This window comes from Pseudomonas sp. JV241A, from assembly GCF_900275665.1.
Classification (GTDB): Bacteria; Pseudomonadota; Gammaproteobacteria; order Pseudomonadales; family Pseudomonadaceae; genus Aquipseudomonas; species Aquipseudomonas wadenswilerensis.
The window spans coordinates 42,627-62,617 of the sequence record NZ_OPYO01000028.1 but is presented as its reverse complement, the minus strand read 5'-3'; the positions used below and the strand labels follow the sequence as shown (position 1 = coordinate 62,617).

21 protein-coding genes are annotated in these 19,991 nt (G+C 64.6%); 1 reads left to right on the top strand and 20 read right to left on the bottom strand.

What is annotated here, in order from left to right; translation table 11 throughout:
- The first annotated feature begins 402 nt into the window (after positions 1 to 402).
- On the top strand, positions 403 to 1,293 hold the full coding sequence (locus JV241A_RS17930) for a DMT family transporter (RefSeq protein ID WP_134063787.1): 891 nt from the start codon (positions 403 to 405) through the stop codon (positions 1,291 to 1,293).
- Positions 1,294 to 1,332: 39 nt separating this feature from the next.
- On the opposite strand, the gene JV241A_RS17925 is transcribed toward JV241A_RS17930, so the two are convergent.
- The 20 genes from JV241A_RS17925 to JV241A_RS17830 all read right to left on the bottom strand — a co-directional run bounded on the left by JV241A_RS17925 (position 1,333) and on the right by JV241A_RS17830 (position 19,955).
- On the bottom strand, positions 1,333 to 2,568 hold the full coding sequence (locus tag JV241A_RS17925) for a hypothetical protein (protein WP_134063785.1): 1,236 nt from the start codon (positions 2,566 to 2,568) through the stop codon (positions 1,333 to 1,335).
- Between the two features lie 477 nt (positions 2,569 to 3,045).
- A complete protein-coding gene (locus JV241A_RS17920) occupies positions 3,046 to 4,005 on the bottom strand; it encodes a PDR/VanB family oxidoreductase (protein WP_115088242.1) in 960 nt (319 codons plus the stop codon).
- Positions 4,006 to 4,008: 3 nt separating this feature from the next.
- The gene (locus tag JV241A_RS17915; RefSeq protein ID WP_115088241.1) at positions 4,009 to 4,446 is read right to left on the bottom strand and encodes a Rid family hydrolase; all 438 of its coding nucleotides are present in this window, start codon (positions 4,444 to 4,446) and stop codon (positions 4,009 to 4,011) included.
- Positions 4,446 to 5,477 carry an aromatic ring-hydroxylating dioxygenase subunit alpha gene (locus tag JV241A_RS17910; RefSeq protein ID WP_115088240.1) on the bottom strand — a complete coding sequence of 344 codons (1,032 nt, stop codon included), beginning with the start codon at positions 5,475 to 5,477 and terminating at the stop codon, positions 4,446 to 4,448. The genes JV241A_RS17915 and JV241A_RS17910 overlap by 1 nt, the downstream gene beginning before the upstream one ends.
- A gap of 20 nt (positions 5,478 to 5,497) precedes the next feature.
- Positions 5,498 to 5,725 carry a recombinase-like helix-turn-helix domain-containing protein gene (locus JV241A_RS17905; RefSeq protein WP_115088239.1) on the bottom strand — a complete coding sequence of 76 codons (228 nt, stop codon included), beginning with the start codon at positions 5,723 to 5,725 and terminating at the stop codon, positions 5,498 to 5,500.
- A 1-nt stretch (position 5,726) separates the two neighbouring features.
- The gene (locus tag JV241A_RS17900; RefSeq protein ID WP_134063783.1) at positions 5,727 to 6,044 is read right to left on the bottom strand and encodes a hypothetical protein; all 318 of its coding nucleotides are present in this window, start codon (positions 6,042 to 6,044) and stop codon (positions 5,727 to 5,729) included.
- Between the two features lie 9 nt (positions 6,045 to 6,053).
- Positions 6,054 to 7,196 carry an FAD-dependent monooxygenase gene (locus JV241A_RS17895; protein WP_115088237.1) on the bottom strand — a complete coding sequence of 381 codons (1,143 nt, stop codon included), beginning with the start codon at positions 7,194 to 7,196 and terminating at the stop codon, positions 6,054 to 6,056.
- Positions 7,197 to 7,209: 13 nt separating this feature from the next.
- Positions 7,210 to 8,175, bottom strand: a complete 966-nt coding sequence (locus JV241A_RS17890) for a VOC family protein (protein ID WP_134063781.1) — start codon at positions 8,173 to 8,175, stop codon at positions 7,210 to 7,212.
- On the bottom strand, positions 8,172 to 9,662 hold the full coding sequence (locus JV241A_RS17885; RefSeq protein ID WP_115088235.1) for an aldehyde dehydrogenase: 1,491 nt from the start codon (positions 9,660 to 9,662) through the stop codon (positions 8,172 to 8,174). Before JV241A_RS17885 ends, JV241A_RS17890 begins: the two co-directional genes overlap by 4 nt.
- 10 nt (positions 9,663 to 9,672) lie before the next feature.
- On the bottom strand, positions 9,673 to 10,476 hold the full coding sequence (locus JV241A_RS17880; protein ID WP_134063779.1) for an aspartate dehydrogenase: 804 nt from the start codon (positions 10,474 to 10,476) through the stop codon (positions 9,673 to 9,675).
- A gap of 10 nt (positions 10,477 to 10,486) precedes the next feature.
- Positions 10,487 to 12,169 (bottom strand): thiamine pyrophosphate-binding protein, encoded by a 1,683-nt coding sequence (locus tag JV241A_RS17875; RefSeq protein ID WP_115088233.1) that lies wholly within the window; start codon positions 12,167 to 12,169, stop codon positions 10,487 to 10,489.
- Complete coding sequence (locus JV241A_RS17870) at positions 12,162 to 12,962, bottom strand: SDR family oxidoreductase (RefSeq protein ID WP_115088232.1); 801 nt, start codon at positions 12,960 to 12,962, stop codon at positions 12,162 to 12,164. The genes JV241A_RS17875 and JV241A_RS17870 overlap by 8 nt, the downstream gene beginning before the upstream one ends.
- A 1-nt stretch (position 12,963) precedes the next feature.
- Entirely contained in the window at positions 12,964 to 13,791 is an 828-nt protein-coding gene (locus JV241A_RS17865; protein WP_115088231.1) for an IclR family transcriptional regulator, read from the bottom strand.
- Positions 13,788 to 14,657, bottom strand: a complete 870-nt coding sequence (locus JV241A_RS17860; RefSeq protein ID WP_115088230.1) for an alpha/beta fold hydrolase — start codon at positions 14,655 to 14,657, stop codon at positions 13,788 to 13,790. Before JV241A_RS17860 ends, JV241A_RS17865 begins: the two co-directional genes overlap by 4 nt.
- Positions 14,658 to 14,661: 4 nt before the next feature.
- Positions 14,662 to 15,201, bottom strand: coding sequence for a cupin domain-containing protein (locus tag JV241A_RS17855; protein WP_115088229.1), 540 nt, complete (start codon positions 15,199 to 15,201; stop codon positions 14,662 to 14,664).
- A 14-nt stretch (positions 15,202 to 15,215) separates the two neighbouring features.
- Entirely contained in the window at positions 15,216 to 15,980 is a 765-nt protein-coding gene (locus JV241A_RS17850) for an SDR family oxidoreductase (RefSeq protein ID WP_115088510.1), read from the bottom strand.
- On the bottom strand, positions 15,980 to 16,756 hold the full coding sequence (locus JV241A_RS17845; RefSeq protein WP_045193442.1) for an ABC transporter permease: 777 nt from the start codon (positions 16,754 to 16,756) through the stop codon (positions 15,980 to 15,982). The genes JV241A_RS17850 and JV241A_RS17845 overlap by 1 nt, the downstream gene beginning before the upstream one ends.
- Positions 16,757 to 16,785: 29 nt before the next feature.
- A complete protein-coding gene (locus JV241A_RS17840) occupies positions 16,786 to 17,784 on the bottom strand; it encodes an ABC transporter substrate-binding protein (protein ID WP_134063777.1) in 999 nt (332 codons plus the stop codon).
- A 39-nt stretch (positions 17,785 to 17,823) separates the two neighbouring features.
- Positions 17,824 to 18,660 (bottom strand): ABC transporter ATP-binding protein, encoded by an 837-nt coding sequence (locus JV241A_RS17835; RefSeq protein ID WP_240047886.1) that lies wholly within the window; start codon positions 18,658 to 18,660, stop codon positions 17,824 to 17,826.
- A 410-nt stretch (positions 18,661 to 19,070) separates the two neighbouring features.
- Complete coding sequence (locus JV241A_RS17830) at positions 19,071 to 19,955, bottom strand: DMT family transporter (protein WP_115088226.1); 885 nt, start codon at positions 19,953 to 19,955, stop codon at positions 19,071 to 19,073.
- Positions 19,956 to 19,991 lie beyond the last annotated feature (36 nt).

Sequence of the window (19,991 nt, the reverse complement as noted above, 5' to 3'; positions counted from 1 at the left end):
TTGTTTCGGGCCGCTTTGCGGCCCATCGCCGGCAAGGCCGGCTCCCACAGTGGATCTGCATTCACCACCGACTTGCCAGCCTGAAACAGGCTGGTCTATAGTCACCCCACTTCACCTCACCGAAGACCTGCTCATGCCAGCTTCCTGCCTATCCACCGTATTCGCTACCGCGCCTGACGCGGTTGTCGTTGTGCGCGGGATTCAGCAGCCGGCCATGATCAGTCACTACCCCCCACCTGTCAGTAGCGTGGTCGTGTGCAGCGTTGCACCGCCAAGCGTGGTAGTGCTGGGCTAAGCGGCCAATCGCTGCGTCCCCACACACCTGCACCCTACTGAATACGGTTGGCTGCCCCTCGCGGGTGGCACCGTTCGGCTTATCTGCCCGAATTACAGGTGGCATTCATGTCTGTTTTATCGAAACAATCCGTGGCCTCGGCGGCCACTACCAGCCTGTTCGTCCTGCTCTGGAGTAGCGGGGCGATCGTCTCCAAGCTTGGCTTGGCCCACGCCAGCCCCTTTGCCTTCCTGCTGCTGCGTTCGGCCCTGGCCCTGGCGGGCCTGCTGTTGCTCAGCCCGTTGCTCAGATTGCACTGGCCGCGCACCCGCCCGGCGGTGTTGCAAGCCCTGGCCACGGGTTGCGTGTTGCTGGGTGCCTATCAGATCTTCTACCTGCTGGCGCTCAACACCCACGTCACTCCCGGGGTCATGGCCACGGTCATGGGCGTGCAACCGATCCTCACCGTGGTGCTGATGGAGCGTCAGCGCTCCTGGAGCCGGCTGTTCGGCCTGGGCCTGGGCTTGAGCGGCTTGATCATGGTGGTCTACCAGGGCATCAACCTCGGCGGTGTGTCGCTGGGCGGCATGCTGTTTGCCTTGCTGGCGCTGATGAGCATGACCTTTGGTTCGATCATGCAAAAACGCATCACCAGCAACCCTATGGGCACCTTGCCGCTGCAGTACCTTGCCGGGCTGTTGATGTGTGCAGTGTTCGCACCGTTTCAGCCGCTGGAGGTGGAGCTGACCGACAGCTTCATCGTCGCCTTGTTGTGGATGGGACTGGTGGTGTCGCTGCTGGCGACCTTGCTGCTGTACCGGCTGATCGCCAAGGGCAATCTGGTCAATGTCACCAGTCTGTTCTACCTGGTGCCGGCCGTCACTGCGGTGATGGACTACCTGATCTTCGGCAACCGTCTGGCGGCACTCAGCTTGCTGGGCATGGGGCTGATCGTCATTGGCCTGCTGTTCGTGTTCCGCAAGCCGGCTGCCGCACAGGCGCAACTGCAAGCTGACTAGCACTGCAGGCCGCCCGGCACAACGCCGGGCGGTCTGCCCTCAGAAGTAGTAGCCGATGTTGATGTTGGTGCGGTAGTACCAGTCGTTGCTGCCGACCGAGTTGGTGTTGGTCCAGCCCGTGCCGTTCTCGGCGCCACCGAAGGGGTTGGCGTTCTTCGCCCAGGTGAAGTCGACCCAGGCCATGATCGGCATGGCCAGAAACTGCGCGCCCACGGTAAACATCTGCGAATCATCCCAGCCGCTTTTGTCTTTCATCATGCGGCTGTAGTCGTTGTACACCTTGATCTTCTTCAACTGGCCCAGGCTCGGGGTGAAGATGTCGTAGCCGACGTTGATCGAGCCGATGGTGGCCTTGGAGGCGATCAGGTAGGCCGGGGTCAGGCCGTTGCCGCCCATCAGCACCGAGTCATTGCTGACGCCGTCGGGGTTCTCTGGATCGTATTCGTAACGTATGGCCTGGCTGGTCACGGTCCAGTTGCCGGCGTTGACGATCGCATGCACGCCGCCTGCCCAGTAGTCGCCATCGTCACGGGTAGTGGCGTTGTACAGTTCGGCCGCCGCCAGCGAGGCACCGATTTCAGTTTTCCAGCCGTCACCGGTAAAAGTCCGGGCGACCCGGGCATTGACCTGGTTGCGCTTCTCGTTGTCCTGGCGCGACTGGGTGAAGGCCACGGCGTTGTCGTCGAGATCGCTATAACGGCCGACTTCCGGCGAGTAGCGAATGCCGCTGGGCAGCATGCGCGGGAAGTAGCCCAGTTGCAGGTCCCAGTCCTTGTCCTTGTCCTTGTAGCTGTATTTCAGGCCCGTGCCGGCGCTGACGCCATAGCCCATGAAAAACGGGATGTGGTAACTCCAGCCAAACTGCGGGTACGGCTCAAGGCCAAAGGGTTTGAACGGCGCGCCCAGTTGCACGTTGGAATTGGTATTGAAGCGATAACCGACGTAGCCGCGGTCGATCGAGCGCTTGCCATCATCCTGGAACCAGTAGCCGACATCGCTGAACAGTTGTTTGTGGGTGGCCTGGACATCCAGGCGGAACGTATCAAAGAGGAAACGCCCGTTGTTCTCGGTGGTGTCCCAGTGTTCATCGCGGTAGTTGACCCGCAGCGCGCCGCCGATATCCAGCGAACTCTGGCCGTCGTCACTGCGCCAGGCAATGTGCGGGAATGGTTTTTTCACTGCTGGCGGCTGGTCCGGCGCCGCAGGGCCGGGCTCGGAAGCGAAACTGGCGGCGCTGCTGATGATCAGGCCCAGGCTTATCACGTACTTGTTCATATCAATGCCCCGCAAGGTTGAGCAGTTTCTGTGGGCAACAGCTGTCCGCCGCCTTGAGCAAGGCGTTAAGCGAGAGTCAGCGGTGGCGCATCGGTGGGTTTTTATTGTTTTATAGGTGGTACGTTGTTTTTATATTTGAACTCGAGAGGGAAAGAGCAGGAACTGTGCCAGTGCGGATAAACGGTTTGTTGTCAGATAAATATCATGTAAAACAATTATTTATATCTGAAACACATGAAGTTGTGCCGTGGGTGGAACAGCCCGGGATTTAAGTAACAGCAGTGGGCAATGGCAGTGCGGTTTAACTGCACAGCGCGCGTTGACAGTGCGTGGGTTGTTTTATCAATGAATAAGTAATTGACTGTTTTGGGGCCGCTTTGCGGCCCATCGCTGGCAAGTCCAGCTCCCACAGGTCCTGAAAGCCGCGCAAAAAAAACCGGCACACCCGGTGCCGGCCAATTGCGCGTGTTGCAACAGTTACAGGTCAAGCACCATGCGCCGGCTCTTGCAGCCCGACACACAGACCATCATCGATGTATTCGCCGCCCGTTCGGCCTTGGTCAGTACACCATCGCGGTGGTCGATATCACCCTCCAGCACCCGGGTCTCGCACGAGCCGCATACACCCTCGCGGCAGCTGTATTCGATATCGCAACCGGCTTCGAGCAGCACATCGAGCAGGTTCAATCCGGGCTCGATGTTCAGCGTCTTGCCGGACTTTTTCAGCTCGACGCTGTAGCTGTCCTGGGCATCTTCCGAAGGCGGCAGCTCGGCGGCGGTGAAGCGTTCGATGTGGGCATGGGGGTAGCCCAGGCTTTCGCAGGTGCTCTCGAAGGCATCGAGCATCGGCGTCGGGCCGCAGCAGTAGAAGTGCGTATCACTGGGCTGCCCGGCCAGGTAGTGAGCCAGGTCCGGCACCGCGTTCTTCTCGTCGTTGAAGTGGTAGAGCACCTTGGCATCGACCCCGCTGAGCTCTTCCAGTAGCGCCGCTTCCTTGCGTGAGCGGGCGCAGTAGACCAGCTCGGCGGATTTACCCAGGGCCAGCAACTGGCGAAACATGCAGTAGATCGGCGTGATGCCGATACCCCCGGCCACCAGCACATTGTGGCTGGCGTGCGGGTCGAGGGCGAAGTTGTTGCGTGGCGGCGAGATGTTCAGTTGCGTGCCAACGCGCAGTTGCTCATGGACGAACGCCGAGCCGCCGCGGCTGTTGCGATCACGCAGGATGCCGACCACATAACGGCCCTGGTCGCTCGGCGAGTTGAGCAATGAATAGCTGCGCACCAGGCCGTTGGGCAGGTGCAGGTCGATGTGCGAGCCGGCTTCGAACGGCGCGAACACGGTATCGCCCCACGGGCGCAGTTCGACGCTGATGATGCCTTCGGCTTCGTGGCGCAGGGTGTGCACCAGCGCGGTGATGGTAGAGGAGTTGGACATCGGTCACCTCAATGGCGCAGTGCGCAAGTCAATGTCGAGCCGGGCGCTGGCTTCGATTTCCACCAGCAGTTCAGGGAACACCAGGGCGCTCACTGCAACCAGGGTGGAGGTGGGGTAGCAGGCAAAACCTGTGAAGAAGTCGCGGCGGGCGCGACCCACTTCGTCCTTGTCGGCAATGTCGGTGAGGTACACCGTCAGCCGATAGATATTGCCGATGTGCCCGCCTGCCGCTTCCACCAGTGCCCGGGCCTTGTCCAGCACCACCAGGGTCTGCTGGTAAGCACCCAGTGGCGTGCCGCGCTCGACGGCCTGACGGGTGGCGGGATGACCGGTCATGCCGGACATCACCAGGTCGTTGCCGAGCAGCAGGGCGTTGGACCAACTGGCACTGGCCGGCTCGGTCAAGCCCTGGGCCTGGATACGTTGTACGGCCAGGTTCATCACAGCTGTTTCGCTTCGATCAGCGCCAGTTGTTCCTTGGCCTTGCCTTTCAGGTAGCGGCGCAGGCGCACCACACCCAGGTCATGCTGGTAGAGGTTCTCGCGCTGGTTGGCGTCGTACTCCATGAACTCCAGCAGCACCCGGTCCTGTTCCAGCACCGCCCAGTGACGGGCTTCCAGGCGGTTCTTGTAGAGGAAGCGCCAGGTGTCGCGCTGCCAGCCGGTCAGTGGCCGCGCGCGCCAGTGGAACACCGCCGACAGGCTGCGGCTGCTCGGGGTGTAGCTGCCGATGATGGTGAAGTTGCCGCCCGGGCCGCCGGTCTTCGGGTAAGGAATTTCCAGGCGCAGCCAGTGGCAGCCGTTGTCGAGGAATTCGGTCCAGTCGAAGTTGACCCCACGCTGGCCTTCCTTCTCGAAGAAGAAACCCTGCTCGGTATCGCGAGTGACGAACTTGGCGGTGGCTTCGCCTTCGCTCATCGAGTGCGACATCTTGTGCAGGTAGGTGCCGTGCATCGGGTCCATGACGTTGTCGAGCACGTAGCGGTAATCGCCTTGCCACTCGGTGTAGCAGAGGAAGCTGCTCCACTCGGGCGAAGTCAGCTGCTCGGGCAGCACCAGTTCCGGCGGGGTGTCCAGGTGCGGCTCGGTAGCGTTGAAGAGGAAGATCGCCCCGGCCGCTTCACGGGTGTGAAACATGCGCGTCGGGCGGCTGCCTTCGAGCTTGCAGCCCGGGCTGCCGGGGACCTTGGTCACGGTACCGTCGCAGCGCACTTCGACGCCGTGGTACGGGCACTGCAGGCGGTCGCCCAGCACCGGGCCCTGGGACAGCGGCGCGCCACGGTGCGGGCAGTGGTCTTCGAGGGCATGCACGCTGCCATCGTTGTCGCGCCACAGGGCGATCTTGTAGCCCAGGCGGCGCACCGACACCGGCTTCTCGCCAAGCAGCTGCGAGGGCAACACAGGAAACCAGAGGTCTTTGAGGCCGTTGGCCAGGTGGTTCTCAACAGGATCGACGGTGAATTGCATATTCATCTTGTTTTACCTCCGGCGGGTCATGCGCCCAGCCGCGCCATCAGGGTTTTATAGGAATCTTCGGTCCACTCGCCACTGGTCAGCGGGCAGGGCGGCCCGGCCAGGTTCAGGTGCGCCAGCAATTCGGGCAGTTGGGTCACGCCGTTGCCGTAGGCGCGCTCGATGGAGTCGCCGAGCAGCTCCTCGAACGGGGTGTTGGGCCGTTTGCGCGCCTGATGGGGCTCCAGGTACGGTTGGTTGTTGCTCATGTCATTGACCTCCATTGCGGACCCGTTCGCGGATCATTTCGCGGACCGGGACAAAGTCGTACGTCGGATAGCATTCGGTGCGGAACACGCCCCAGGCGGCGCGCTCCAGTTCCACATTGACCTTGCCGAGCAGGCTCGGCGGCAGGCGCAGGGTGACGATCTGGCCCAGGCCCATGGCCACGGTCCAGGACACCAGCTCGACGCCCGCAGGCGGGAAGCTGTCCCACCAGCCCATCGTTTTCATGTGCGCCTGGATCTCTTCCAGGTTCTTTGACTGGTCGTGCCTGAGCAGCACCGTCAGTTGCATTGTTTCGCTCATGTTCAGGCCTCAGGCGGCGCTGGCGGTGGGTACGGCCCAGGCGTCATAGCCGTAGACCCAGTCGGCGTTGCCGCCGGCCTTGAGCCACTGGTTGCCGCGCGAACCGATCTGGATCTGGCTGGTACGCTCCAGGCGTGCCAGCTGATAACCCTGCAGCGCGCTGGCGATCTGCGCAGGGCTGTTTACGTTCTGCAGATGACGGGCCAGCACCACCGCATCCTCGATGGCCTGGCCGGCGCCCTGGGCCATGAACGGCATCATCGGGTGGCAGGCATCACCGAGCAGGGTGATCGCGCCTTCGGACCAGTACGGCAGCGGGTCGCGTTCGTACAGCGCAGTCTTGAGGACGTCGTCGCAGGCGTCGAGCAGGGCCCGGGCGTCGGCGTGGAAGTCCTGGTAGTGGCTGCGCAGCTCGGCGGCGTCACCGGCGGTGGTCCAGGACTCCAGGTGCCAGCTGTCCTGGGCGGTGGTGGCGAAGATGAAGATGTCGCGGCCCTGGTTCAGCGGGAAGGTGACGATCTGGCTCTGCGGGTTCGGCCCCCACCATTTGGTGAAGGCCTGGATGTTCGGCACCTGGGCCACACGGCTGGCCGGGACCACGGCGCGGTAGGCGACCACGCCGGTGAAGCGTGGCTGCTCTTCACCGAACAGGGCGTTGCGCACCACCGAGTGAATGCCGTCGGCGCCGATCAGCAGGTCGGCACGATGGTGGCTGCCATCCTTGAAGCGCAACTCGACGCCGCTGGCATCCTGCAGCACCTGTTCGGCGCGCTTGGCGAACTGCACGTTCTGCAGCGGGAACACTTCGGCCAGGGCGGCCAGCAGGTCGGCGCGGTGGATGGTCAGTTGCGGGGCGCCATACTGGCTTTCGGCGGCATCGGCCATCTCCAGGCGCGAGGTTTCTTCGCCGGTGTTCCACAGGCGGCTGATGCGATGGGTGGGGCGCGCTGCCGGGATACGCACGGCCGGGCCTACACCGAGGCCGTCGAGGGCGCGCACGGCATTGGGCGTGAGGTTGATGTCGGCACCAACCCGCAAAAACGCTTTGGACTGTTCGAATACCGTGACCTGGTGACCGGCCTGGCGCAGGGCAATGGCGGCGGTGAGGCCGCCGATGCCGGCACCGTTGATGGCAATGTTCAGCGAAGACATGGACGACTCCTGCTCAGGGTTTGGGTTTGTCGGTAAGGAACTTGCCTTGCGGCGCCTCGACATGCTGCTGACGCCGGGTATTGCCATCGATGCCGCCGGCAATCGCCCATTCGGCAAACACCGTCGGGCCCGGTTCGAACTCGCGCGGCTGCCATTCGCCGGTCAGTTGGTCTTCGTCGGCGTAGTACTCGACCAGGGCGCCGGCCGGGTTCTTGAAGTACCAGAAGAACGCCGACGACACCGGGTGGCGGCCCGGGCCGATCTCGGTGGCCCAGCCACTGCGCGAGATGTGCATGCCGCCGCCAAACACTTCGTGCAGGTCGCGCACGGTGAAGGCCACGTGGTTAAGGCCGGCCCGTGGCGCGGGCAGCTGGAGCATGAACAGGTCGTGGTGGCCACCTTCCTCGGCGGTGCGCAAGAACGCGCCGCGATTGGGGTAGCGGTCCGAGGCCTGGAAGCCGAAGCGCTCGTGGTAGAAGGCTTCGCAGGCATTCACATCCTTGACGAAGAACACCACGTGGCCGACTTCGATCGGCGTGGCGCGCTCGTAGACCGGCGCCGGCTTGTTGATCCGGCCCTTGGTCTGCCAGGTGTTGTGGCCGCTGCACTCGATATCCAGCGCGCGCTTGCGGGTCACCTGCAGGCGGATCGCCAGGCCGTTGGGGTCGGTGCAGCCGATGCGCCCGTTACCTTCGACAAAGCCCGGGTCGTTGGCGATGCGCTGGCTGTACAGGGCCAGATCGGCTTCGCTCTCCACGCCCCAGACCACTTCGCGCACGGTCGAGCCCAGCTCGATGGCCGCTGGCAGGCCGGCCTTGTTGATGTCGGCCAACACCACCCGGCAGCCGTTGAGGGTTTCGAAGATCACCTCGTCGGCCTGTTCGCTGACCTTGTCCAGGCCCCAGTCGCTGAAGAAGCGCACGCAGGTGGCGAGGTCTTCGACGCCGTAGGTGACTTCATCGATGCCCAATACGCTCATGGCCTTGCCTCCGCACCGGCCCAGGCCAGTGGTTGTTCGTTCATGCCCCAGTAGAGGCTTTTCTGTTCCATGTACTGCAGGATCCCCAGGCGGCCCTTTTCGCGGCCCAGGCCGCTGTCACGCCAGCCGCCGAACGGCGTGGAAATGGAGAACTGCTTGTAGGTGTTGATCCACACCGTGCCGGCCTGGATCTTGCGGCCCAGGGCCCAGGCGCGCTTGTAGTCGCGGCTCCAGATGCCGGCGGCGAGGGCGTAGAGGCTGTCGTTGGCCTGCTCGATCAACTCGGCTTCGCTGTCGAACGGCAGGGCCACCAGCACCGGGCCGAAGATCTCTTCCTGGCAGGTCTGCTGGTTGTTGCCCAGGCCTTCGAGGATGGTCGGCGGGTAGAAGTAGCCTTGATCGTAGATGCCGCCGCTGGGGCGCTGACCGCCGAGCAGCAGGCGACCGCCTTCGGCCAGGCCGAGAGCGACATAGCGCTCCACCGACTCGCGGTGCGCGGCGCTGATCAGCGGGCCCATCTGTGTCGATTCGTCAGCCGGGTCACCCAGGCGCAAACGCGCTGCCCCGGCCACCAGACGCTGCATGAACGGCGCATACAGGGCGCGGGCGACGAACAGCCGCGAACCGGCAATGCAGGCCTCGCCCGAGGAACTGAAGATGCCGTACAACACTCCGGCCACGGCGTGATCGAGGTCGGCGTCATCGAGGACGATGGTCGGCGACTTGCCGCCCAGCTCCAGCGACACCGGCATCATCTTGTCGGCGGCGATATGGGCGATGTGCTTGCCGGTTTTGGTCCCGCCGGTGAACGACACACGCTTGATCAGCGGGTGCTGCGTCAGCGCATCACCGAGCAGTGAGCCCTTGCCCGGCAACACGCTGACGAGGCCCTTGGGCAAGCCTGCTTCTTCGCAGATCTGTGCCAGTTGCAGGGCCAGCAGCGGGGTGATTTCCGCCGGCTTGATCACTACGGCGTTGCCGGCGGCCAGGGCCGGGGCGACCTTTTGCGCTTCGCTGGCGATCGGCGAGTTCCACGGGGTGATGGCCGCCACCACGCCCATCGGCTCGTAGACGCTCATGCTGACAAAGTCGCCGCGCGACGGGGTGATGGTTTCTTCCAGGGTTTCGCAGGCGGCGGCGAAGAACTGGAAGGTACCGGCGGCGCTGGCCACCAGCGCCCGGGTTTCATTGATCGGTTTGCCGTTGTCCTGACGCTGCAATTGCGCCAGCTCTTCGCTGCGCTGGCGGATCAGCTCGGCGATGCGGTACAGCACTGTGGCGCGTTCGTGGGGCTTGCGCTGGGCCCAGCCGCTGTTGAGAAACGCCTGATGGGCGCCTTGCACGGCGTCTTCGACATCCTCGAGGCTGGCGGCGTTGAGCCAGGCCACCGGCTCGCCCGTGGCCGGGTAGCGCGTGGCGTAGCGCTCGCCACCGCCCAGGCGCCAGGTGCCGGCGACGCAGATAGGTAAAGTCTGTTCCAGAGTCATCGTCGTTCCCCTAGATGGAAATGGCATGGGCGTGGTTGCCCAGGGCACGGACCACGCTGTAGACGGTCAGCGCCGAGGTCTTCGGGTTGGCCTGCAGCGGCTTGCCGCGCAGGCTCATCTCGAAACCGCCGAAGGCGCCACGGGCTTCGAAGTGGTGCACGTTCTCTTCGCTGAGCGGGTCGGCAATCAGCGTCACCCGCGTGCGGTCCAGGCCCAACCCGGCCAGCGACAGGGTGGCGGCGACATTGGCGTTCTTCGGGTACAGGCGTGCTGCCTCGCGGGCGCTGCCTTCGAAGATCACCGTGGCCTGGTCGATGGCGTCCAGGTCGCAGACCTGCTCGGCCGGGGTGTTCTTCCAGGCCCTGGCCGGTTTGCGGCCGGTGTAGTCGACCGAATCCAGGCCACCGACCTTGGCCGCCGACAGCGCATCGATGCCGCCGATGGCGCCGGGCAGCAGCTCGATGCGGGTGTTGCCACGGGCGGCGGCAGCCTCCAGGCGTTCGACCAGGCCCAGCTCCGACAAGGCCCCGACCGAGACGATCAGGCAGGCGATGCCGCGCTCCAGCGCCGGCAGTACGTGTTCCTCGATCGCCTTGTGCCCGGCGCACTCCACCAGCAGGTCCGGGCGGGCGTCGGCGGGCAGGGCGGTGAGCACCTGCGGCGGGCGCTTGAAGCTGGCCAGGCGCTGCTCTACCAGGGTTTCGGAGCCGGCCGAGGCGATCACATGCTCGACGCGCAGTTGCGGGTCGTTCTCCAGCAGTTCCAGCACTGCGACGCCAATGGCACCGCAGCCGATCATGGTGATATTGAGCATCTTCAAGTCCTCAGGCCGTGGCTTTCTGGGCTTTGGTTTCGCTGTTGGGCGGGCCGGCGAACTGGGTGGCAAAGCCGCCGACGCTGAGCATGTCGACTTCCAGCAGGAACGGCCCGCCCTGGCTCAGGGCGTTGTCCAGCACCGGGCCGAAGTCCTTGAGGTCGCTGACCAGGCCATGGCGCAGGCCGATGGACTCGGCGAGCTTGGTGTAGTCCGGGGTGTGCAGTTCGACATAGGCGTGGCGGGCGCCGTAGATGGCGTCCTGGATGTTGCGAATCACGCCGTAGCGCTGGTCGTTCATCAGCAGGATCACCACGTTGGCTTTCTCCTGCACCAGGGTCGCCAGCTCACCGAGGTTGAGGATGAAGCCGCCGTCACCGGCCAGGGCGAAGACCTTGCGCTGCGGGTCGGTTTCCGCCGCTGCCACCGCCGCGCCAATGCCCATGGCCAACCCTTGGCCGATGCCGCCGCCGAGGGCGTGCACGCCGGCCAGCGGGTGGTAGAGGTTGAGCAGGCGGTTACCCCAGATGCTGTTGGACAGGGTCACGTCGCGTACCCAGGAGAAATTGCGCCCGGTCAGCCCCTGCAACTGCTCGACCATCGCCGAGTACGGGCCGAGGTCGGCCACCAGTTGCGCGCGGGATTGCGTGCGCACCGCCTTCAACTCGTCGATGAAGTTCGGGTCGATGTTCAGCCGGCCTTCAAGCCGATCAGCCAGTCCATCGAGGGCCAGGGCCGAGTCGCCGCAGATGAACAGTTCGCTGGAATAGCTGCGTCCTTCGATGGCCGGGTTGGCGTCGATGCGCAGGGTGGTGCGCGGCAGCTTCAGGGCGTATTTGAAGGTCTCGTTGCTGCGCAGGCGCGAACCGGCTACCACCAGCGCATCGCAGCTTTGCAGGAAGCCTTCGACCAGCTTGTTCTGCGAGAAAGCGCCGAGGCAGCGCTCGTCGTCTTCGTTGACCACGCCGCGACCCTGGGTCGAGGTGATTACGCCGACACCCATGTCCAGCAGGCGCTTGACCTGCGCGCCGGCGTGGCGGGCGCCGCCGCCGAGCCAGAGCAGCGGGCGGGTGGCGCTGGCCAGGCGTTCGGCGACCAGGTCCAGGGCTTCAGGCGCCGGCACGGCAACCGGGATCGGCAGCGGCGACAGGTCGGTCGGCATCGGGATGAAGGTCGACTGGATATCGATCGGGATCTCGACGCTGACCGGGCCGGTCGGTGCGGTGAGGGCGGTCTGCACGGCGAGCTTGAGGGTGCTCAGCGCGGTCTCGACACTGCGCACGCGAAAGGCCGCCTTGGACACGGCCTTGAGCATGGTCAGCTGGTCGCGGGCTTCGTGGATGTAGGCAAAGTCCTGGTCCAGGTACGGCGTTTCGATCTGCCCGGTGATGTGCAGCAGCGGCGTGCCGGCGGTCAGTGCTTCGACCAGCGCACCGGCAGCGTTGCCCGCAGCGGTGCCGGTGGAGGTCAGGCACACGCCCAGGCCACCGGTGGTGCGGGCATAGGCATCGGCCATGTTGGTCGCCCCGGCTTCACCGCGGGCCATGACGAAGCGGATGTTGCCGCGCACGGCGAAGGCATCGAGGATCGGCATGTTGTGGATCGAGATCACGCCGAAGGCGGCCTTGACCTCGCATTGTTCGAGGAACGCGGTGATGGCAGCGCCAACGGTGACAGTGTTTTCATTACGCATGGCGGGACAGGCCTCCAGAAACATCGATATGGCTGCCAGTGGTGTAAGCCGACAGGGGCGAAGCCAGGAACAGGATTGCTTGGGCAGCCTCTTTGGGCAGCCCCAGGCGACCCAGGGGAATGTGTTTGCGTTGTGCCAGTTGTGCGGTCCATTGCGACCAGTCGAGGCCGCGCTCTTCGCGGGCCTCGAAGCGCCGGCGCCACTGGCCGGACTCGACCAGGCCGATGAGGATGCCGTTGACCCGGATGCCTTGTTCGGCGAACTCGGTGGCCATCGAGCGCACCAGGTTCTTCAGCCCGGCACGGGCCGCCGAGGTGGCGACCATGTGCGGCTCCGGCTGGCTGGCCAGCAGCGAGTTGACGCAGACGATCGAGGCACCGGCCTGGCCTTGCAGTTGGGGGAGGAAGGCGCGCACCGGGTAGATCACCGAGAAGAATTTCAGTTGCAGCTCTTCGCTCCAGGCTTCGTCGGTGGTGTCGGCGAAGGTCGAGACCCGGCCCTGGCCGGCGTTGTTGATCAGCACCTGGGCCGGGCCCAGCGCGGCCAGGCTGGCGGCGGCGAAGGCCTGCACCGACTGGCTGTCGAGCACGTCGCAGACCTGGGCCAGCAAACGCGCCTCGGGGAAGCGCTCGCGCAGCCGTGCTTCGGCACTGTCCAGGCGCTGTTGATCACGGCCGCAGAAGGCCACCGCGGCGCCGGCTTCGAGCAGTTGCTCGACGCAAGCCAGGCCAATCCCGGAGGAGCCGCCGGTGACGATGGCGGTGCGCCCTTGCAGTTGATAGAGGTTGCTCATGTCAGTCCCTCATCAGCGCGGTGACGCGGCTGGAGCCTGCGTGCGGGGTGTAGTTGAGCAGGCGCGACAGCTCGTCGGCGCTGCCACGGACATGGCCGAGTAAGCCGTCAAAATTGATGTGACCAACCTGCACGGTGGGAATGGTCACGCCCATCGCGGCAACCACCCGGCCACTGTGATCGCGCACCGGGGCGGCGATGGTCGAGATCGACGACTCGAAGAAACCTTCGCCGCTGACATAGCCGCGCTGACGGTCGCTTTGCACCAGGTCGAACAGCTCCAGCACGGTTTTCGGCGTGCACGGCGAGTGCTGTTCCAGATGTTCTTCCGGGTACAGCTCGCGCAGCTCGGCCAGGCTCAGGTCTTCGAGCAGGATGCGTCCCAGCACGGTGGCGTGGGCCGGCAGGCGGGTGCCGACGTTGACGGCGCTGGAGAACACCGACGGTGGCGAAACCTTGGCCACGTAGACGATCGAGCGACCGTCACGCACCACCAGGTTGCTCGGGTAATTAAGGTGATCGCACAGCCGCGCCAGCAGCGGCTGACCGAGCTCGGTCAGTTCCAGCGAGGCCAGGTATTCGAAGCCCAGGCGCAGTACCGACATGCCCAGGCGGTACTCGTTGCCGCTGCGGGTGACGAAGCCCATGGTTTCCAGGGTGGTCAGCAGGCGGAAGATGGTCGAGCGCGGCAGCTCCAGACGCCGCGCCAGTTCCGGTGCGGTGAGGGTGCGGTTTTGCCGGCTGAATTCACAGAGCAGCAACAGGCCGCGCTCAAGGCCGGGGACGATGTACTTGTCCTGGTTGTCTTTCAACAGATCCGAATCATTCATAGCGCAGTACCTGTCAGGGAGTCTTCGAGGGCCAGGGCCAGGCGCCCTGCCACCGCGTCGGGTTGTTCGATGGGGCTGGCGTGGCCGGCCTCGGCAATCAGCGCAAAACTGGCGCCCAGGGCCTTGGCCAGGGCCTGGCAGTCCTCAGGGCGGGTGATGCTGTCGGCGGCGCCGCAGTAAACGTCGCAGGGCACGGCCAGGGCGGCGTAGCGCAGCAGGTCATCGCCGCACAGCAGCTCGATGGCCTGGCGATAACCCTGGGGCAGCAGGCGCGCCATGTTCCATTGCACCCAGGCGCGGGCATCGCTGCTGGCCGTTGGCGAGAGCATGTGGGCGCTGCGCTGGCGGGCCATCTGGCTGATGCCCAGCTGTTCGAGGTTGTGCAGGCGCTGGCTGCGCACCTGCCGGGCCTGCTCGGCCCGGGCCGGGTCGCCATAGCCGCGGGCCGGGCTGATCAGCACCAGGCGGCGCACCCGTTGCGGCTGCCGATGGGTCAACGCCGCGGCGCTGAGAGCGCCCAGGGAATGGCCGACCAGCACGCAGTCGTCGATGTGCAGCGCGTCGAGCAATTGCAGCAGGCGCCGGGCATAGTCCGCCGCTTGCGGTGCAGGGGCGGCCAGCGGGCTTGAGTCGCCATAGCCCGGTGCATCCCAGGCAATCACCCGGGCGTGGGGGCTCAGTTGCAGCGCCACCTGCAGCCAGGACGCAGCGCCCGAGCCAATGCCATGCAGCAGCACGATGGCAGGCCCGTGCCCGGCTTCGCGGATCGCCTGGGCGCCGCCGGCCAGTGGCACCAGGCGCTGGGGAAAGCGCTGCTGCAACTGGGCCTCAAGGGCGGCGAGCGCGTGATCGGTGGCGTGCAACATGGGCTTAACCGCGCTTGATCGAGGCCAGCGGGTGCGCTGGCGGGTAGGTCGGGGTGACCGGCTTTTTCGCGCCGAGCATCACGCACATCAGCGCGTCTTCATCGCCGATGTTGATCTCTTCGCGGTACACGCCCGGCGGTACCGAAATCAGGTCGCGGTCGGTGAGCACGGTTTCGAAGCGCTCGCCGTCTTTCTCGATGATCACCTTGAGCTTGCCGCGCAACACGAAGAACACTTCCTCGACGTCGGTATGGATATGCGGCGGGCCTTCATGGCCGGCCGGGATGACCATGGTCGAGAAGGTGAAGTTCTCCGACGGGATGGTGTTCATGTCGCTGTTGACCCCGGTGCCCCCGGTGCCGACGTAACGCATTTGCGCGCGGCGGAACTTGGGGTCGTAGTCGGCCTGGAACTTCAGCGCATCCCAGTCGTACTTGCGGGTTTCATAGCGGGCGATGCGGGTCTGCATCCAGCCAGCCAGGTCCGAGCCTGCGGGTTGTTCCCAGGTCTTTGCAGCGTTGTTGTGTACGGATAGGTCGGTCATGGGTTTCTCCTTGGTCAAGGCATGACGAACCCGCCGTTGACCGGCAGGGTTTGTCCAGTGATGAAGCGCGACAGGTCGGACAGGGCGAACAGCACGGCGCCGCTGACGTCTTCTGGCAGTTGCGGGCGTTGGATCGCCCGTTGTTCGGTGTACAGGCGGTGGCGCGCCTCGGGCACATAGGCCGTGGCTTCCACCAGCACCAGGCCGGGGGCGATGGCATTGACGGTGATGTTGTCAGTGCCAAGTTCCCGGGCCAGGCTGCGGGTCATGGCGATGATCGCGCCCTTGCTGGCGACATACGCCAGCAGGTTCGGCGCGCCCCACAGCGGGGTGTCGGAAGCCAGGTTGATCACCGCACCCTTGCCGCTGACACGCAGGGCCGGCAGGCAGGCGCGGGTCATCAGCCAGGTGCCACGGACGTTGACCTGCATGACCTGGTCCCAGGTGTCGATGTCCAGTTGCTCGCAGGTCTTGCCGCCGGAGTTGGTGATCGAGGCGTTGTTGACCAGGCCGTCGAGGCCGCCCAGTGCGGCAACGGCCTCGGCGACGCAGGCATTGATCGATTCCGGGCTGCCCAGGTCGAGCGTCACGCCGGTCACCTGCAAGCCTTGTTCGCGCAGCTCGCAGGCCGCCTGCAGCACGCGCTCTTCGAGAATGTCGGCGATCACCACCCGGGCGCCGGCCTGGCCGATGGCCTGGGCGAAGGCATAGCCCAGGCCGCGGGCGCCCCCGGTGACCAGCACGCGGCGGCCTTCGAGCATGGAGTTGAATGGGCTCATCATTGGGTACTCAGCATGGCTTTGGGCAGGTAGTGCAGAACGCGTTTCTCGGCCCAGACCACCGCGCCGTAAGCCAGCACGCCGATCAGGGTGAGCATGACGATGGCGACGAAGACCCCGGCGGTGTTGCCCTGGCCTTCAGCGTCGACCAAGAGGAAGCCCAGGCCCTGGTTGCCGCCGACCAGCTCACCGACGGTGACGCCGATCACCGCCAGGGTCGACGCGATGCGCAGGCCGGAGAACAGCGCGGCCATGGCCGAAGGGAACTCCACCAGGCGGAAGATCTGCCAGCGGCTGGCGTTCATGGTGCGAACCAGGTTGATCATGTCCGGGTCAACCGTGCGGATCGCCGAGAGCACGTTGATCATCACCGGGAAGAACACGATGAGGATGGCGATGAGGATCTTCGGGTAGATGGTGTAGCCCAGCCACATCACGAACAGCGGCGCGAAGGCGACCTTCGGGGCGATCTGCAGGGCCAGGATGTACGGCGAGAGCATGGCTTCGGCCGACGGCGAAAGGCCCAGCGACACACCGATGGCCACGCCCAGCAGGGCGCCGAGGCCAAAGCCGACGATGATCTCGAAGGCGGTGATCAGGGTGTGTTGCAGCAGGCCGCTGGACTGCCACATGACCAGGCTTTCCTGGGCCACGCGGCTCAGTTGCGGCATGACGAACTCGGGCATGCCGAGCAGGCCGGGGCCCCACTGCCAGAGCAGCAGGAACAGGATCAGCAGGGCGACGCTGCCGAGCACGGAGGTGTTGAGGTTTCTCATCGGGCTAATACCTTGTTATGCATCCAGGCTTATTGCGCGGCCGTGGTGGTTTCGATGAACCGGTTGCTGTAGAGCTCGTCGAGCTTGGGTTCCTTGGCGACGATGCCTTCGCTGACATAGAACTTGCGTACCGCGTCCAGGCGCGCCGGGTCGATGCGCCCGAGCACGCTCTGGTTGGCGTAGACGTGCTCGACATACAGGCGGAAGGTTTTCTCCAGCGCCGCTTCCTTGCCGGCGTAGGCCGGGACCGCCTTGGCGAAGGTGGCGGCGGCGGCTTTCGGGTCCTGGATGATGTCGCGCATGCCCTGCAGGGTGGCCTGGACCACGCCGCCGACCACTTGCGGCTGGTTGTTGATGGCGTCGTCCGAGGCGAGGATTGCCTGGGCCATGCTCTCGAAGATCTGGTTTTGCGGGATCAGGTTGATCTTCACCCCGGCTTCTTCGGCATTGACCACCCAGTCCGGTACGCCGGCCATGGCCTGGGCCTTGTTGGCCGAGAACAGCTGCCACACGCCCGACGGGCCGGCGGCCTGGATGTCGACATCGGTCTTGCTCAGGCCGGCCTTGCGCAGCGAGGCGAGCAGGGCGTAGTAGGTGGTGTCGGAGTAGGACATCACGGTCAGGGTCTTGCCCTTGAGGTCCTTGATCGACTGGATGTTCTCGCTTGCGTTGGTGGCGATCATGGTCACCCCGCCGGCACCGAGCACCGCCACCGCCCGCACCGGAATACCGTTGGCGCGGACCACGATCGGGGTATCACCGATGGCGCCGCCGAGCATGGCGTTACCGGCACCGATCTGCTTGGCGACATCGACCCCGCCCTTGGCGGCGATGAAGGTCAGGTCCAGGTCCCTGGCACGGTAGTAGCCCTTTTCCTTGGCGATGATCCACGGCGCGAAGGCCGGCGAGTTGGGCGGCGCGGGCAGCAGGTAGGTGACCTTGGTCGGCTCTGCCTGGGCAGTGAGCGCCAGGCCAAGGCCCAGGGCGATGACCGAAGTCTGTGCCAGGCGTTGCAGGGACTTGAACATGCGTACTCCTGAATCGGTTGATGGGCCGGTGGCCGTTGATCAATGCAGTTCGGTGTCTTCGCCGACTTTCAGCAGTTCCATCAGGCGCCCGGCCAGCGGGCCGATTTCCGGCAGCTTGCGGCGCTCCAGCGGGTTGTCACGGAACGGCAGGTCGACGGTGATTTCTTCGATGATGGTGCCGGGGCGGGCGCTCATGACCAGCAGGCGGTCGGACATGGCAATCGCCTCGACCAGGTCGTGAGTGATGAACAGCGCGGTTTTCTTCTCTTCGAACAACATCCGCGCCAGGTCCTGTTGCAGGATCATCTTGGTCTGCGCATCGAGGGCCGAGAATGGCTCGTCGAGGAACAGCACCTGCGGGTCGATGGCCAGGGTCCGGGCCAGGGCGGCGCGCTGGCGCATGCCACCCGACAGCTGGAACGGGTAGTGGTCGGCAAAGCCTTGCAGGTGGCAGCGATTGAGCAGATCTTCGGCAATCGGCTGGCGCTTGGCGGCGGGCATGCCCTGGATTTCCAGGCCCAGCTCGACGTTGCGGCGGATACTGCGCCAGGGCATCAGCAGGTCTTTCTGCAACATGAAGGCCACCTTGCGCACCGGCCCGATCACCGCCTCGCCGCCGACGAAGACTTCGCCTTCGCTAGGGCGGTACAGGCCGGAGCCCATATTGAGGATGGTGCTCTTGCCGCAACCGGATGGGCCGATGATCGACACCACCTCGCCGCGGCGGATCTTGAAGTTCACCTCGCGAATGGCAAAGGGCGCCTCGGCCTTGCCCTTGGCCGGGAAACATTTACCGACGTTACGAAATTCGATTTCGGTCGGCTCCAGGTCTTCCTTGGAGTTCGGCGTATTCCATTGAGAGGGGATTGCGTACATCTCTTTCACAGCCATTGGGGAAGCTCTCTGGTCTGTTTTATAGGTGATACGCCGTTTAGTGCATGAACAATGCCAAATGTGTATTGGCCCTGTTTTATTTAAAAAGTGCTTATTTATTAGAGAGTTATTGGATTAAGGCAAAAACCTGTTTGTTTTATATATGAAACAAGGTTTTCTATATGGCACGAAATTGCACAACAACTGCGCGTGGCAATTGCTGGTGCAAGGAAAAGAGGCTTTTTTCGGTAACGGAAGTGAAAGGCTGGTTTCATGGGTGAAACCAGAACATCTGCAGGGTGGGAGCTGGCCTTGCCGGCGATCGAGCGCGCAGCGGTCGCAATTCAGTCAGCGGTTGAGGGTGCTGACTGTACCGGCCTCATCGCCGGCAAGGCCGGCTCCCACGGGACCCGTCAGGCGCGAGCCGGCTTGAGCACCAGCCACAACGCCACGGCAATCAACAGCCCGCCATACAGGTGCGCCATCGACAGCGGCTCATCCAGCAGCCAGGCGCCCCACAGCACACCGAAGGCCGGGATCATGAAGGTCACGGTGCTGGATTTGACCGGGCCGATCTCGCTGATCAGACGGAAATAAAGGATGTAGGCAAAGGCGGTACACACCAGCCCCAGCCCCAGCAACGACGCCCATACCTGCCAGCCACCCCAGCTTGCCGGCGGCTGGGTCAGCACGCTGTAGCCGAACAACGGCAACAGCAGCAAGGTCGCGCCCATCATGCTGCCCAGCGCCGACAGCCGGCTGTCGAGGCCGCCTTGCTGGTCGAGCCAGCGCCGGGCGAGAAAACCGGCCAGGCCGTAGCAAGCGGTCGCCGCCAGGCACGAGAGGGCGCCTTGCAGCAGCTTGGCGTCGAACGCCACCGGGCCTGCACCACTGAGAATGCCAACCCCGAACAAGCCGAGAAAGATGCCGCCGAGCTTGGCCAGGGTCATCGGCTCGCGGAAGAGCAGCGCGCCAATCAGCACGCCCATCAACGGCGTGGTGGCATTGAAGATCGCCGAGTAACCGGCTGGCAGCACCTGGGCCGCCACTGAATAAAGGGTGGCCGGTATCCCCGAGTTGATCATGCCCAGCACCAGGCAGGCCTTGAGCTTGCCATTGAAGTCCCAGCGCACCCGCAGCAGGGCAAGAATCACCAGCAGGCCGAGGCAGGCGATGGAGACGCGGAAAAACGCCGTGGGCAGGGTGCCGAGTACCGGCGCAATGATGCGCATGAACAGGAAGCTCGCCCCCCAGACAGCAGCGAGTATCAACAGGCGGGAAATGGCGATGGGGCTCATGGGCTCTCCGGGTCCTTTGGGGGCAGGGCGCGAGTT

Excerpts from the sequence above, each read along its gene's own strand:
- JV241A_RS17930 (WP_134063787.1), top strand. The coding sequence starts at position 403 with ATGTCTGTTTTATCGAAACAATCCGTGGCCTCGGCGGCCACTACCAGC.
- JV241A_RS17925 (WP_134063785.1), bottom strand. The coding sequence starts at position 2,568 with ATGAACAAGTACGTGATAAGCCTGGGCCTGATCATCAGCAGCGCCGCC.
- JV241A_RS17920 (WP_115088242.1), bottom strand. The coding sequence starts at position 4,005 with ATGTCCAACTCCTCTACCATCACCGCGCTGGTGCACACCCTGCGCCAC.
- JV241A_RS17915 (WP_115088241.1), bottom strand. The coding sequence starts at position 4,446 with ATGAACCTGGCCGTACAACGTATCCAGGCCCAGGGCTTGACCGAGCCG.
- JV241A_RS17910 (WP_115088240.1), bottom strand. The coding sequence starts at position 5,477 with ATGAATATGCAATTCACCGTCGATCCTGTTGAGAACCACCTGGCCAAC.
- JV241A_RS17905 (WP_115088239.1), bottom strand. The coding sequence starts at position 5,725 with ATGAGCAACAACCAACCGTACCTGGAGCCCCATCAGGCGCGCAAACGG.
- JV241A_RS17900 (WP_134063783.1), bottom strand. The coding sequence starts at position 6,044 with ATGAGCGAAACAATGCAACTGACGGTGCTGCTCAGGCACGACCAGTCA.
- JV241A_RS17895 (WP_115088237.1), bottom strand. The coding sequence starts at position 7,196 with ATGTCTTCGCTGAACATTGCCATCAACGGTGCCGGCATCGGCGGCCTC.
- JV241A_RS17890 (WP_134063781.1), bottom strand. The coding sequence starts at position 8,175 with ATGAGCGTATTGGGCATCGATGAAGTCACCTACGGCGTCGAAGACCTC.
- JV241A_RS17885 (WP_115088235.1), bottom strand. The coding sequence starts at position 9,662 with ATGACTCTGGAACAGACTTTACCTATCTGCGTCGCCGGCACCTGGCGC.
- JV241A_RS17880 (WP_134063779.1), bottom strand. The coding sequence starts at position 10,476 with ATGCTCAATATCACCATGATCGGCTGCGGTGCCATTGGCGTCGCAGTG.
- JV241A_RS17875 (WP_115088233.1), bottom strand. The coding sequence starts at position 12,169 with ATGCGTAATGAAAACACTGTCACCGTTGGCGCTGCCATCACCGCGTTC.
- JV241A_RS17870 (WP_115088232.1), bottom strand. The coding sequence starts at position 12,962 with ATGAGCAACCTCTATCAACTGCAAGGGCGCACCGCCATCGTCACCGGC.
- JV241A_RS17865 (WP_115088231.1), bottom strand. The coding sequence starts at position 13,791 with ATGAATGATTCGGATCTGTTGAAAGACAACCAGGACAAGTACATCGTC.
- JV241A_RS17860 (WP_115088230.1), bottom strand. The coding sequence starts at position 14,657 with ATGTTGCACGCCACCGATCACGCGCTCGCCGCCCTTGAGGCCCAGTTG.
- JV241A_RS17855 (WP_115088229.1), bottom strand. The coding sequence starts at position 15,201 with ATGACCGACCTATCCGTACACAACAACGCTGCAAAGACCTGGGAACAA.
- JV241A_RS17850 (WP_115088510.1), bottom strand. The coding sequence starts at position 15,980 with ATGAGCCCATTCAACTCCATGCTCGAAGGCCGCCGCGTGCTGGTCACC.
- JV241A_RS17845 (WP_045193442.1), bottom strand. The coding sequence starts at position 16,756 with ATGAGAAACCTCAACACCTCCGTGCTCGGCAGCGTCGCCCTGCTGATC.
- JV241A_RS17840 (WP_134063777.1), bottom strand. The coding sequence starts at position 17,784 with ATGTTCAAGTCCCTGCAACGCCTGGCACAGACTTCGGTCATCGCCCTG.
- JV241A_RS17835 (WP_240047886.1), bottom strand. The coding sequence starts at position 18,660 with ATGTACGCAATCCCCTCTCAATGGAATACGCCGAACTCCAAGGAAGAC.
- JV241A_RS17830 (WP_115088226.1), bottom strand. The coding sequence starts at position 19,955 with ATGAGCCCCATCGCCATTTCCCGCCTGTTGATACTCGCTGCTGTCTGG.